At 60.9% G+C, this 14,845-nt stretch carries 3 protein-coding genes and 2 pseudogenes; all 5 read left to right on the top strand.

The window, feature by feature from the left end:
* Positions 1 to 22 precede the first annotated feature (22 nt).
* Complete coding sequence (locus HWW83_RS08520) at positions 23 to 1,627, top strand: ShlB/FhaC/HecB family hemolysin secretion/activation protein (protein WP_230358696.1); 1,605 nt, start codon at positions 23 to 25, stop codon at positions 1,625 to 1,627.
* 68 nt (positions 1,628 to 1,695) lie between these two features.
* On the top strand, positions 1,696 to 12,300 hold the full coding sequence (locus HWW83_RS25685; protein ID WP_255326654.1) for a hemagglutinin repeat-containing protein: 10,605 nt from the start codon (positions 1,696 to 1,698) through the stop codon (positions 12,298 to 12,300).
* Entirely contained in the window at positions 12,287 to 12,589 is a 303-nt protein-coding gene (locus tag HWW83_RS08495; RefSeq protein WP_033640149.1) for a hypothetical protein, read from the top strand. The genes HWW83_RS25685 and HWW83_RS08495 overlap by 14 nt, the downstream gene beginning before the upstream one ends.
* A gap of 50 nt (positions 12,590 to 12,639) precedes the next feature.
* Positions 12,640 to 13,992, top strand: a pseudogene (locus tag HWW83_RS08490) (VENN motif pre-toxin domain-containing protein); the annotation flags it as partial.
* Between the two features lie 361 nt (positions 13,993 to 14,353).
* A pseudogene (locus HWW83_RS08485) lies at positions 14,354 to 14,767 on the top strand (hypothetical protein); the annotation flags it as partial.
* Positions 14,768 to 14,845 lie beyond the last annotated feature (78 nt).

The raw sequence follows: 14,845 nt of genomic DNA, 5'->3' as shown, positions 1-14,845 counted from the left end.
TTCGGCGGCTACCAGCGATGGTATGGCGTCCATTGATGCCCGCGAACAGCAGCGCCAGCAGGAGCGCGAGCGTGCCCTGCAACAGCAAAATGCCCCGCAGGCCGATGCGCGCCTTTCCCGTCCCGACGTTGTGCTGCCCAATTACCCAATCGATGAACGCCCTTGTTTCATCATCAACCGGCTAGCGTTGGACGGGGAGTCTGCCGATCGCTTTCAGTGGGCGTTGGGCGCAGCAGCAGATGCCGAAGGCCGCTGTTTGGGCGGCCAGGGCATTGCGCTTGCCATCAGCAAGGTGCAAAACGTCATACTGGCGAAAGGCTATGTCACTACACGCGTAATGGCGCAGGAGCAGGACCTGACTACAGGCGTGTTGACGCTGACGTTGCAACCGGGGCGCATCGGTGATATCCGTTTCGAGGAACCGGTCTCCTGGCGGGGACGGATATGGAACGCTATTCCGGCCTCACACGGTGATATCCTTAACTTGCGTGATATCGAACAGGGGCTGGAGAACTTTAGACGAGTGCCCAGCGCCAGTGCCGACATCAAAATCGTACCCGGTGCCCAAGAGGCCACCAGCGATCTGCAGGTCAACTGGCACGAGGGGCGGCCGGTGCGGCTCAGCCTGGGGCTGGACGACAGCGGCTCCAAAAGTACCGGGCGCTATCTCGGTTCGGCCACTCTGGCACTCGATGCGCCGTTTGCGCAAAATGACCTTTTCTACGCCAACATCGGCAAGGATGTGTTTCAGCACGGGCCGTTTGGCAACCGTTCACATACGCTGAATTACTTCTTCCCGGTGGGATATTGGGCCTTCTCGGCCAATTACAACGACTACACCTACCATCAGAACATCCCTAACGCCAACGAGGTGCTGCGCTATAGCGGCAAGAGCGACAACATTCAGTTGACCGTTTCCCGATTGCTGTACCGCGACCAGTCGCACAAGTTAACGCTTAACCTGCGCGGCTACCGCAAACATTCCACTAACGCCGTGGACGACGTTGATATTGCGTCGCAAAAACGCCGGACCGCCGGCTGGGAGCTGGGGCTTAACCAGCGCAGTTACCTCGGTACCACCACGTTGGATGCGAATATCAGCTGGCGCCGCGGTACCGGGGCGTTCAATGCCTTGCCTGCGCCGGAAGAATCGCGTCACGAAGGCAGTGCGCGTACAGGCATTTTGCTCGGCGACCTGGGTATCAACCGGCCTTTCTTCTGGGGTGAGCAGCCCTGGCGGGTTTATACCAGTGTGCGGGGCCAGTGGAGCCAGAATGCGTTGACGCCGCAGGAGCGGATGGCCATTGGCGGGCGTTACACGGTGCGCGGCTTTGACGGCGAGCAGATGCTGTCCGGCGAAAAAGGGCTGCTGTGGCGCAACGAAATCGCCTGGAATGCGTTTTCTCGCGGGCACGAACTGTATATGGCTGCCGACTACGGCCGGGTGGACGGCCCGGGCACCCGCTACCTGGTGGGGCATCAGTTGGCGGGCAGTGCGCTCGGTGTGCGCGGTGCGCTGTGGGGGCGATTCAGCTATGACCTGTTTGCCGGCGTGCCGCTCTACAAGCCCGCAGGGTTCCATACCTCCGGTGCGACCGCGGGTTTTAGCGTAAATCTGGAAATCTGAACATCGCGATACCGGCAACGTTGCTGATACTGACCTGATTGGACTGACTTTTCTCACGGATGTGACCCATGAACAAACATTGTTATCGCCTTATCTTCAGCCGCACTCACGGGGAACTGCGGGTGGTGTCCGAACTGGCTCGCAGCTGCAGCAGCGAACCGGGCCAGCGCATCGGCTCAGGGATAACGACTGGACGTCGTCTGTGGGTCACCTTGCGTCGGTCAGTGTGGCTGCTTGGGCTGCTCATGTTCGCCGGCCCCGTCATGGCAGACGGCATTGTCGCGGACGGCGGTGCCAATCCTTCCCAGCGGCCGGAGGTCATCAATACCCAGAGCGGCTTGCCGCAGGTCAACATCACAGCCCCCAACCAGGCTGGGGTCTCACATAACCAGTATCAGCAGTTCGATGTCGACGCCAAAGGCGCCATCCTCAATAACTCGGCGGTGATGACCTCGACCCAGATGGCCGGGATGATCCAGGGTAACCCTAACCTCAATCCCAATTCCGCGCCGGCGCGTGTCATCCTCAACGAAGTCAACAGCAACAATCCCAGCCAGTTGCGCGGTTTTATGGAAGTGGCCGGCGGCAAGGCGCAGGTGATTGTGGCCAACCCCGCCGGCATTGTCTGCAACGGCTGCGGCACCATCAATGCCGGGCGCATGACGCTGACCACAGGCCGTCCGCAACTGAACGCCGATGGCAGCTTGGCGGGTTACCTGGTTGAGCGCGGCGTGGTGCGCATCGAGGGTGGCGGACTTAACGGGGATACCCGTCATGATACCGAGTACGTCGATATTCTGGCGCGCGCGGTGGAGGTCAACGCCGGCGTCTGGGCTAAAGAAGGCATGTCGGTGGTGGCCGGTCGTAACCGCGTGAGTGCGGACGGTAAAACCGCGACACCGCTTTCAGACGACGGCAGTACCAGACCAGAGCTTGCCATCGACATGGGGCAGATGGGCGGCATGTACAGCGGCAGTATCCGCATGATTGGCACTGAGGCCGGCGTTGGCGTGCGCAACCAGAACGGGCAAGTTCAGGCAGGCAAAACGCTCACTGTCAGCAGCGAAGGCAAGCTCAGCTGGCGCTCTGATGCGCCGGATGCGGCCACGCAGGCCAACGGCGATATTCAGCTGGCGGCAAAAGGCGACATCGAGACGCACGGCAAAGTGTACAGCGGTAGCCAACTGGCCGCGCAGAGTCGCGAGGGAATGTTGACGCAGTCCGGTACGCTGGCGGCGGCCGGGGATGTGCACCTGAACGCCGCGCGTGGCATCCAGAGCAGCGGCCACCTGCTGGCGGGCAGCAATGCCGACAGCACGCTGGTCCAGGATGCCAATCTGCAGCTCGATAGCCAGGGCGATATCCGCGCCAGTGGCGGTCTGCTCAGTAAAAAGAGCGTCAACGTGTCCGGACGCCGGGTGGATATCAGCGGCGCACAGGTTGCGACTGGTCGTACCGCGCTGACGGCACGTGACGGCGGCGTTGCCTTGCGCCAGTCCACCGTTGACAGCGGTGAGCTGGCCGTGAGTACGACGGAAAATGTGGATGCACAGCAGGCCAAAGTCAAGGCTGGGCGCTGGACGGTAGATGCTGACAATCTGTTCAACCAACAGGCGACCTGGTCACAGACCGGTGATGGTGAGAGCCGTTTTACCCTAGCGGGCTCATTGGATAACAGTGACGGTGCCATCGAGGCGCAGAACCTCCGGCTTTCGGCCAGCCAGTTAGTCAATCAGCGAGGCCGCCTGGTGGCGCTGGGGAGCGCGGCGCAGCACTGGCAGGTCGGCGGCCTGCTCGACAATACCGGCGGGACGCTGGGCAGTAACGGCGACCTGCGTCTCGATGCCGGGCGCCTCGATAATCAGGGGGGCACGTTAAAAACCCAGTCGGGGCTCACGCTCCATGCTAATGGCGCGGTGAATAATGCCGGGGGCAACCTGCTGGCTGGGAACGGCCTGACGCTTGAGGCGGGCAGCGATCTGAATAACGCGTCCGGAACCCTGAGCGGTGATGACGTACGTCTGGTGGCGCAGCGGTTGGATAACACGCAGGGACAGGTCATCGGTCAGGGCAATCTCGATCTGACATCCAGCCGCCTGGATAATCAACGCGGCCTCATTGGTGCCGGCAAGGCGTTGGATATCCATACCGGCGACTGGGACAACCGCGGGGGTACGGCGCAAGGCGAAACGGCCGTCACGGCAACGGCAACGAACCTCAACAACGACGGCGGCAAGCTGCTGTCAGGCCAGGCATCAACCCTGACCACCTCGGGTAACACCAGCAACCGCGACGGCGAAATTAGCGCCGCGGTGCTGACGGTGAAGTCTGCTCGCCTCGACAACACGCAGGGCAAGGTGATTGGCCAAGCGCAGCTTGACCTGCATGCCCGCCAGGGGGTGGACAATACGCAGGGGGTGCTGGGCGCCGGGCAGACGTTGACCCTGCGCACCGACGGTAAGTTGAATAACCGCCGTGGCACGATATCGGGGAGCGGGCAAACCCACATAGCGGCAGGGAGCGTGCGCAACGAGGCCGGCAAACTGCTGGGCGGGCAACAACTGGTGTTGAACAGTGCGGCTGAGTTGGTGAACCGCGAGGGCGAAATCAGCGGCGAGTCACTCACACTGGCGGCGCAGCGCCTCGATAACGCTCAGGGCAAGGTAGTCGCCAGGCAGGATGCGGATCTGACGGCGAAGCAAGGGCTGAGCAACACCGCCGGCTGGCTTGAAGGCGGCAATAGACTCACCGTCAAGACCGATGGCGACTGGGACAATCAGGGCGGCACCGCACAAGGCGGCCGGCAGGTCACCGCCAGCGCGCAGTCGCTCGACAATACTGGCGGGCATCTGCAGTCCGGCGGTGACCTGACACTTGACGCCGCAGGCAATATCCTCAATCGCACCGGTATACTGACCGCGCAGCAGGCCCTTGCTGTTAACGGCGGTGCGACCAGCCTGTTCGATAATGATGGCGGCTCGTTGCAGAGCGGCGGCGATCTGTCTCTGCTGGGAGGGCAGTTGACCAACCGCGCCGCCGGTGTGGTGCTCGGTGGGCAGGTGCTTTTCTTGAACCTGACCGGCGACTGGGACAATCGGGGCGGCACGTTTACCGGCAATGGGCGCACCGAGGTGCGCGCCGCCAGTCTGCGCAATGCCCTGGGTGCAATCAACGCGCTGGGCAGCCTGGACATGCAGTTCACCGGCAAGCTGGATAACGGCCAGGGGCGGATTTTTAGTCAGTCGTCTCAAATGCTGCAGGCGCAGGACATTTTCAACGCCCGGGGCTGGATGGGCAGTCAGGGCGGCTGGCAGGCGAACAGCGGCGGTTTTGACAATACGGAAGGTAGCGTACAGAGCCTGCAGGCCGCACAGCTTGCGGCTGACTGGCTGGGTAACGCTAAAGGTGTACTACAGTCGGCACACGACCTGGCGCTGCGCATCAAGCAGGATATCGATAATCGCAACGGCAAGGTTTTGGCGCAGGGGCAGCTTGCTGTTACGGGTGCCAAAGACGGCGAACACGCCGGCGCCGTCAATAACGCTGGCGGTCAGTGGCTGGCCGGCGAGGGGCTGAGTATCGCCGCCCGTTCGCTCGACAATACGCAGGGCGGGCTGCTCTACAGCCAGAAACAACAACGCCTTATGCTGAGCGATGCGCTGAACAACCGCGATGGGAAAATGCAGAGTGGTGAGGCGCTTCAACTTGACGCACAAGCGCTGAATAACGCCGGCGGGACGATAGACGGCCAGCAACAGGTGACACTGCGCATTTTTGGCTTGCTGGAAAATACCGGCGGTGCAGTGCGCAGCAATGGTGGTCAAGAGGTGTCGGCCGCCGGTATCAATAATACGCGCGGCGTATTCAGCAGCCGTGGCGGCATCACGGTGACATCAAAGCAGCTGAACAACGACGGCGGCACGCTCATCAGTCAGGGCACGGGCATCTACCGACTCGACCGGCTTAACAATCAACAAGGCAAGTTACACAGCGGCGACGCGCTCACCCTTGAGGGGGCACAGGTCAACAACCAGGGTGGACAACTGGTGTCGACCCAGGGCCTGACGCTCAAGGCCGAAGCACTCGATAACAGCGGTCAGGGCACGCTCAGCAGCCAGGGGGCAATCAAACTGCTGACCGATCGCCTGAACAACCGAGACGGCGGGCTGATACTGGGTACCACGCGTACCGACATCACCGCCCGTGACATTGACAATACCGCAGGCCGCCTGCAGAGCAGCGGGCAGATGACCCTCTCGGGTGTCACGCAGTTGGACAACCGTCAGGGACGCATCCTGGCCGACGGCAATCTCGATATCAACGCTGCCCTCTCCCGTACCGACTCGCCGCTGGCGCTGCTTAACCAGGGCGGCCGCGTGGAGAGCTCAGGGCAACTTACCTTGCATGCGCGTGCCCTGAATAATCAGAACGGTACCCTGCTGGGGCTGCAGGCGTTGACGCTGTCCGCACAGCAGGACTACACCCATCAGACCGGCGAAACGATCAGTAGTAACGGCACGGTGACGTTCTCCCTGAGCGGCGCCTTTACCAACCTGGCGGACTGGTTGCTGCCGGGCAATCTGGTGCTCAATGCGGCCAGTATCACTAATCCGGCGTCTCTGGTAGGCAAAACGCTGCAGCTGACGACCGGGGCGTTGCAAAACACCGGGCGTATTGAAGCGGACAGCATGACGCTGAACGTCGATACCCTGGACAACACGGCGGCGCTGATGGGGGACGCTATCACCGTGCGCGGGCGCGTCATCGACAACCATGGTCAGCCTGCGGTGATGGCGGCGACCCAAAGCCTGACGGTGCAGGCCGGTGAGCGACTGACCAACCGGGATGGCGCCCTGATTTACAGCGCCGACCGCCTGCACCTGCACAGCGACGACCTGATAGATAACCGGGCGAGCTTTATCGAAGCGGACGGGGACGCCACCATTGAGGCCCGTCGCTTGAACAACCTGCGTGAAGGGCTCGTGATTGAGCGAGAGGCGGAAAAAAGTGACTACAAATGGCACCGCTACAACTATTACTGGCGCTCCTACGGCTCAAAGGTCAACCCCGACAAAAGTACCCTGGCGCCGACCACCCAGCAGTTGACCTTCCAGGATGACGCGGCGGCGCAAACCAACCGCTACGGCACCCTGCTGGCCATTGATGCGCCGGGCAAGCGCGCGCAGGTGCGGGTCAAGGACAACAAAGGCACACTTACCGACCTGTGGGTCAACTACCTGGCGCTCAAGCCGAATGCCGACGGCAGCTATGCGATGACGTTCTACGAGACGCGGGGGGGAAACCAACTGGCGACTATCCCGACGCCTTATCAAAACGGCTTCCATTGGGAACACGACTGGACGCAGGTGATGACCTGGGATCCCGAAAAGCATGTCGACATCGACAGCGCGCCATTCATCACCGATTACAACAACTTCCGCGAGCGAACCGAAAGCGGCACGCTGACGCGCGACAGGCTGGTCTCTGAAGGTATCGGCGCGCGTATTCTGGCGGGCGGCAACATGGTGCTGCGCATCACGGGAGCATTGCTCAATGACGCCAGCGTCATTACCGCCAACGGCAACCTGACGCAGGACGGCGGCGGCAGCGTAGACAACCGAGGTTACTCGGTTAACGAACGGCGCCAGGCGGTGATCGTTGACCACTATGACAAGGACACGCATCACTGGTACCCGACGTTCAATCGAGACGAGACCACGGCGCTGGCGACCGTTGATGGGATTATCTCCGGCAACGGCACGGTCACCATTAACGGGGCCCGTATCACCAATACCACGCTCAATCAGGCACAAATCAGCCAGCTTCAGGCGGCATTAAACGCCGTGGATGCCGAACGCGCCGAACTGGAGCACAATCCGCTGGCCTTCACGGTAGAGGGTGCTGCCCGATCTGACGGCGATACGACGCTGGCACCGGGCGAACAGATGACGCAACCCGGCGCCACACCGTCTTCGCCGCTGGGGCGCCCGCTGCTGCCGTCTGAGCTGGCGCTGACGCAGTTACAGCATCTGGGCAATGTGGCCACCGCCATCCCCAATAACGGCTTGTTTAGTCAACCTACGGCGACCGGCAGCCCGTTCCTGGTGGTGACCGATGAACGCTTTACCCGCCGCGACAACTTTATCAGCAGCGACTACATGCTCGAACGCGTAGGGTATGACCCCGCGCAGGCCCATAAGCGCCTGGGGGACGGCTTTTACGAGCAGCGTCTGGTGCGCGAGCAGGTGCTGGCGCTGACCGGCAAACCGTCCGTCAAGGGCTGGGATGCGATGGAACAGTATCAGCAGTTGATGAACAACGGCAGTAAAGTCGCCCAGGACTTCCATCTGGTGCCGGGCGTGGCCCTGACGCCGGAGCAGATTGCGGCGCTGCAGCAGGATATTGTCTGGCTGGTGAGCGAGACGGTGCAAACGGAAGGCGGCCCGCAAACGGTATGGGTGCCGAAGGTGTACCTGGCACAGACCACGCTGCGCCTGACCGGCGATGGCGCGGTGATTGGTGGTGGCGATCTGCAACTCTCGGCCAACAGCATCACCAATGCCGGCAACCTGTTTGCCGACAAAGCCCTGACGGTCGACGCCGGGCAGTTCCTGCATCAGGGCGGTGACATCAAGGCCGGCAGCATTGACGTGCAGGCCGACAGTCTGACCCTGAGCACCAATCTGCAGGATGCGTTGCGTCAGGCAACCCTAAGCGCCGGCGACATTCGCCTGCGCGGCACCGATATCACGCTCACGGGGGCAAAGCTCGATGCGACCGATACGCTCAACCTGAGCGCGCGCAACAACCTGACCATCACCGCCGCCAAAAGCAACCATACCGCCGACCTTGAGGTTATCTCGGGCTCTATGGGCAACCGTACCCGCGGCGGCACGGAAGCGGCAGGCTCCCGGATGGCGCACGTCAGCGGCGAATGGCAACAGGCTCAGGGGAGTGAGCTTAACGCCGGCGGCAACCTCACGCTCAATGCTGGGCGAGACGTCACGTTCATGGGCAGCCAGGCCAAGGCCGGCGGCAGCACCCGCGTGCAGGCCGGCGGCGATATCAACATCAAGGCCGAAAGCACCACCAATACCACACACCTGGATGCCAACAGCCGGACTTCCTCGGTAAGCAACGACCGCCAGGAAGAGAGCCTGACATTAAGCGCACTCGGCGGTGATCAGGGCGTCACTCTGGTGGCGGGTAACCAACTGCTGGCGGAAGGCGCGCAGATTGAGAGCAAAGAGGGGCGTATTGGCGCCAGCGCGCAAGACGTGACCATTAAAGACGCGCGCAGCCGCACGCAAGATCTGGACAGCGAAAACAAACACGAGGGCAAAACCAAAAGCCATCGCATCGAACAAACCGAGCGCGAAATCAGCACCGGCAGCACCTTCAGCGGTCAGCAGGGCGTCACGGTTATCGGGCGTGAGGGCGATGTCACGGTCACCGGCAGCACCCTTCACAGTGACCAGGGTGCCATCGCCCTGCAGGCAAAAAAGGATGTCACCCTCAATACGGCCACCGAGCGCGAGTCGCGCTACAGCGAGGAACGTTCCGAGAAAAAAGGCTTCCTGAACAAGAGCAGCAGCCACACTGTGACCGACGACCGAACCACGCGCGAGAACGGTACACTGCTGAGTGGTAACAGCGTCAGCATCAGCGCCGGCAATGACCTGACGGTCACCGGTTCTGCCATTGCCGCTGATCGGGACGTGAACCTGCAGGCCGGCCGTAATATCGATATCGGTGCGGCCACCGAGACCGACACGCATTACCTGCTGGAAGAGAAGAAAAAGAGCGGCCTGCTGGGAAGCGGCGGCATCGGTTTCACGATTGGCAAACAGTCGAGCAAACACGAAGTCGACGAGAAAGCCACGACCCAGAGCCAAAGCGTCAGCACCGTCGGCAGCAGCCAGGGCAGCGTCAACATCACGGCGGGCAACCAACTGCACATTGGCGGCGCCGACCTGGTGGCGGGCAAGGACCTGGCGTTAACCGGCGACAGCGTGACTATCGACCCCGGCTACGATCGGCGCACGCGCAAAGAAACCTTCGAGCAAAAGCAGAGCGGCCTGAGCGTGGCGTTGTCGGGCACCGCGGGCGGCGCGCTCAACACCGCCGTCAGCTCGGCGCAACAGGCAAGAAAAGAAGGCGACGGGCGCCTGACCGCGCTGCAAAACACCAAGGCGGCGCTTTCCGGCGTGCAGGCGGCGCAAGCCGTTGAACTCGACAAGCTCAACACAGAGGCGGGGAAAGGCGCCACCAATACGGTGGGCATCAGCGCCTCCTACGGCAGTCAGTCGTCGAAAAGCGAAACCCGCACCGACAGCCGACAGTCGCAGGGTAGCACGCTTACCGCCGGGCAAAACCTGTCGATAACGGCGACCGGCAAGAACCACAATGCGCAAAGCGGCGATATCACCATCACCGGCAGCCAGTTGAAGGCGGGCAAAGACCTGTCACTGGATGCGGCGCGGGACATTACCCTGCAGTCGGCGCAGAACAGCGAAAGCACCGTCGGCAAGAACAGCAGCAAAGGCGGCAACGTCGGCGTCGGTATCGGCGCCGGCTCGGGCGGCTATGGCATCAGCGTCTCGGCCGGCGTCAATGCCGGCAAGGGACATGAGAACGGCAACGGCCTGACCCATACCGAAACCACCCTGGATGCGGGCAGTAATCTCAGCCTGACCAGCGGCCGAGACACCACGCTTACCGGCGCGCAGGCCAGCGGCGAAAAGGTTACCGTCGACGTGGGCCGTGACCTGACGCTGCAGAGCGAACAGGACAGCGACCGCTATGACGCCAAACAGCAAAATGTCAGCGCGGGCGGCAGTTTCACCTTAGGCTCGATGACCGGTTCGGGCTACATCAGCGCGAACCAGGACAAGCTCAAAAGTAATTTTGACAGCGTCAAGGAGCAGACCGGGCTGTTTGCGGGCAAAGGCGGGTATGACGTCAAGGTCAAAGAACATACCCAGTTCGACGGCGCCGTCATCGCCAGCACGGCAGACAAAGAGAACAACCGCCTCGATACCGGCACGCTGGGCTGGAAGGACATTCACAACCAGGCGGACTACAGCGCGACGCACAGCGGCGGTTCATTCAGCACCGGCGGGCCGGTGGGCAAAGACCTGCTGACCAATATGGCCGGCGGCATGCTGTCGGGCGCCAACAACAGCGGGCACGCCGAGGGCACGACGAAGGCCGGCGTCAGTGAGGGGACGCTGATAGTTCGCGACAAAGACAAACAGCAGCAGGATGTGGTGCAGCTAAACCGGGATACCGAACATGCCAACGATGGCAGCATCAGCCCGATATTCAACAAGGAGAAGGAACAGAACCGGCTGAAGCAGGCGCAGTTGATTGGGGAGATTGGCGGCCAGGCAATGGACGTCATCCGCACGCAGGGTGAGATTGCCGGGCTGAAGGCGCAGAAAGACCCGGCGGCGCTGGCGCAGGCCAGGGAGCAGCTTGAGAAGAGCGGGAAACCGACGAACGATGCGGCGGTGATGAAGCAGGCGTACGACAACGCGATGCGGCAATACGGCACCGGCAGCGACCTGCAGAAGGCGGCGCAGGCGGTAACGGGGGTGCTGACGGCGCTGGCGGGCAATAATCTGGCGGGCGCGCTGGCGAGTGGTGCCTCGCCGTACCTGGCGACGGAAATCAAGAAACGGGTCGGTGAGGATAACATCGCCGCCAATGCGATGGCGCACGCGGTGCTGGGCGCGGTGACGGCGCAGCTGAACAACCAGTCAGCTGCGGCAGGCGGGTTGGGCGCGGGCGGCGGTGAACTGGCGGCGCGCTACATTGCCGGGCAGCTGTTCCCGGGCAAAACGGCGCAGCAGCTGAGCGAAAGCGAGAAGCAGCAGGTGAGCACGCTGAGCCAGCTGGCCGCAGGGCTTGCAGGCGGCCTGGCGACGGGGGATACTGCGGGAGCGGTGACCGGCGGGCAGGCTGGGAAGAATGCGGTTGAGAATAACGCGCTGAGTGATGTTGTTGACGCTGTATCTCAGGGTAAGACACCTCAGCAGGTAGCCGAAGAGCGTGTCGACGCTGAAAATGAGCGCTATAAGCAGCAAAACTGTGCCGGAATGAGCGCGGAAGCGTGCTCGGTGAAGATGTATACTGAGCGCCGGGAAGAGCTGAAAGATATCCTGTCGACAGGTGCCGATTTTGTACCGGTGGTTGGAGATATCAAGAGCTTTGCGGAAGCGCAGAGTGCGCTGGATTATCTGGTAGCGGCGATAGGGATTATCCCAGGTGCTGGTGATGCGGCCGGTAAGGCGATCAAGGCGGCAGAGGCGGCGCTGAAGAAGGGGGATGTCGCTGAAGCGTCCAGGTTGATTAATAAGGCCAGTGATGAGGTATCGGCAACGATCCCTATGGGAAGCAAGCGTAATCCGATGAATCAACCAAGTAATCCATCTTATCAACCCGTCAGGAATCAACCAAGTACAATCGGAAACCGAGAGTATTCAGGTCATGCCTTAGATAGGATGCAGGATCGAGGAATAACTCCTTCTGTTGTTGAGAATACAATTAAAAATGGAAAGTCGACTCCTAGCCGCGGCGGAACAACAGTCCATTTTGATCCTGAAAGCAAAGTGTCAGTGGTAACGAACGAATCAGGAAGGGTGGTAACGGTTAAATATGGCGACAAATAAGAAGGATGCTATTCGTGAGTGTGCGTTTAGTTCTCTAAATAACGTTGTTAGCTTTGCTAAGTTCGTAAGCTATGCAGAGGATTTGGCTCAATTAAATGAGTTATTTGAGGATGAAAAAAGCAGAGATAATTACCTGAGAATCTGGTTTGAACTGGAAATCATCAATGCACTTGCTCTATCAGAATGGGAGGATGAAGGACGCCCAGTAGATTGGAAAACTCAGTGGGAATCAAGCTATAAAGAAGATGCTTCCGAACTAATGAATGAGCTAATGAAGATGCTGAAGTAAATATCAACAGCCTCTGCTAGGGCACTGATGCCGCTCAGCTGTTTCCGGGCAATACCGGGAAACAGCAGCAGGATGTGGCGCAGCTAAACCGGGATACCGAGCATGCCAACGACGGCAGCATCAGCCCGATATTCAACAAGGAGAAGGAGCAGAACCGGCTGAAGCAGGCGCAGTTGATTGGGGAGATTGGCGGCCAGGCAATGGACGTCATCCGCACGCAGGGTGAGATTGCCGGGCTGAAGGCGCAGAAAGACCCGGCGGCGCTGGCGCAGGCCAGGGAGCAGCTTGAGAAGAGCGGGAAACCGACGAACGATGCGGCGGTGATGAAGCAGGCGTACGACAACGCGATGCGGCAATACGGCACCGGCAGCGACCTGCAGAAGGCGGCGCAGGCGGTGACGGGCGCGTTGACGGCGCTGGCGGGCAATAACCTGGCGGGCGCGCTGGCGAGTGGTGCCTCGCCGTACCTGGCGACGGAAATCAAGAAACGGGTCGGTGAGGATAACATCGCCGCCAATGCGATGGCGCACGCGGTGCTGGGCGCGGTGACGGCGCAGCTGAACAACCAGTCAGCTGCGGCAGGCGGGTTGGGCGCGGGCGGCGGTGAACTGGCGGCGCGCTACATTGCCGGGCAGCTGTTCCCGGGCAAAACGGCGCAGCAGCTGAGCGAAAGCGAGAAGCAGCAGGTGAGCACGCTGAGCCAGCTGGCCGCAGGGCTTGCAGGCGGCCTGGCGACGGGGGATACTGCGGGAGCGGTGACCGGCGGTCAGGCTGGAAAGAATGCGGTTGAGAATAACTATCTGAGCAGCAAACAGATAGATAACTGGTCTGCTGAAATGAAGTCCTGCCAGGCCAGCGGCGGTGACTGCAGCGGCGTTATCAAGAAGTATGAGGAGCTGAGTACCGCCCAGCAGAAGCAGCTCATCAGCGACTGCGCCAGCAATCCGGAAAGCTGTCAGCAGAAATACGGTGACGTGCTGACCGACAGTCTGGCAGTGAAGCAGGCAATAGATCGTGCCCTGGGTGAAGATATCCCGATCAAGATGGTTTACGATCTGACGGCGACGTTTGCGCAGCAGATGCAGGCTGAAGGTGTTGTTGCCACTCAGAAAGTATCGGAAGCACTCCAGAAAGAGTACGGTCTGGATGAGGTTCAGGCGGGTATTGTAGCGAGCGCTGCTGCATCAGCGTTTGGGGGAATTAGTAAGGCTAAGGGAAGCACTCAGCCTAAAATCGAACAAATTCTTAAACCAGAGAAAAACTGGGAAAATGCTCGAAACAAGGCACTGGATCTTGTAGGTAATTTAGGTGCAAATTCTAAACCAGTTATTGGGCGTTTAGAAGTAAGTGCCGGGGGACATTTACGGCAATTCCCCTGCACAGAACGCCCAGAGGCTGGATAAAAAAATGCCACTCAGGCTTAACTGATCGGCATTAGGCCATTGAGCCGGGATTTTTACGTCAAGGGTCAGTTCCTGCCGCGCTTCAGGCAGTCATAGCGGGGTGGGGTCAGTCCAGTCTGTTAAACCCGTGGCGATTCATCAGTTGTAACGGGGACAAGGGTAAACCTGACGTGTACTGACCGCCTCGGCGGAGGCGAAAAACGCCGCCGCCGGTTTGTCCCCAGCTCACAACGGTGCAGCGCAGGGTGCCACCAACACGATGGGCATCAGCGCCTCCTACGGCAGTCAGTCGTCGAAGAACGAAACCCGCACCGCCAGCCGCCAGTCGCAAGGCAGCACGCTCACCGCCGGACAAAAACCTGTCGATAACGCCAACGATGGCAGCATCAGCCCGATATTCAACAAGGAGAAGGAACAGAACCGGCTGAAGCAGGCGCAGTTGATTGGGGAGATTGGCGGCCAGGCAATGGACGTCATCCGCACGCAGGGTGAGATTGCCGGGCTGAAGGCGCAGAAAGACCCGGCGGCGCTGGCGCAGGCCAGGGAGCAGCTTGAGAAGAGCGGGAAACCGACGAACGATGCGGCGGTGATGAAGCAGGCGTACGACAACGCGATGCGGCAATACGGCACCGGCAGCGACCTGCAGAAGGCGGCGCAGGCGGTAACGGGGGTGCTGACGGCGCTGGCGGGCAATAATCTGGCGGGCGCGCTGGCGAGCGGTGCATCGCCGTACCTGGCGACGGAAATTAAAAAGCGGGTCGGTGAAGACAATATTCTCGGGGGCGACATCTTCAAACAAATAACGGCTGGCCTCTGAACAGTACGCTGAGAGGCCGGCCGTTTCTCCTAACGG

It is taken from the genome of Serratia ureilytica, assembly GCF_013375155.1.
Taxonomy (GTDB): Bacteria; Pseudomonadota; Gammaproteobacteria; order Enterobacterales; family Enterobacteriaceae; genus Serratia; species Serratia ureilytica.
The sequence above is the reverse complement of the archived record's forward strand: the minus strand, read 5'-3'. Positions and strand labels throughout refer to the sequence as shown.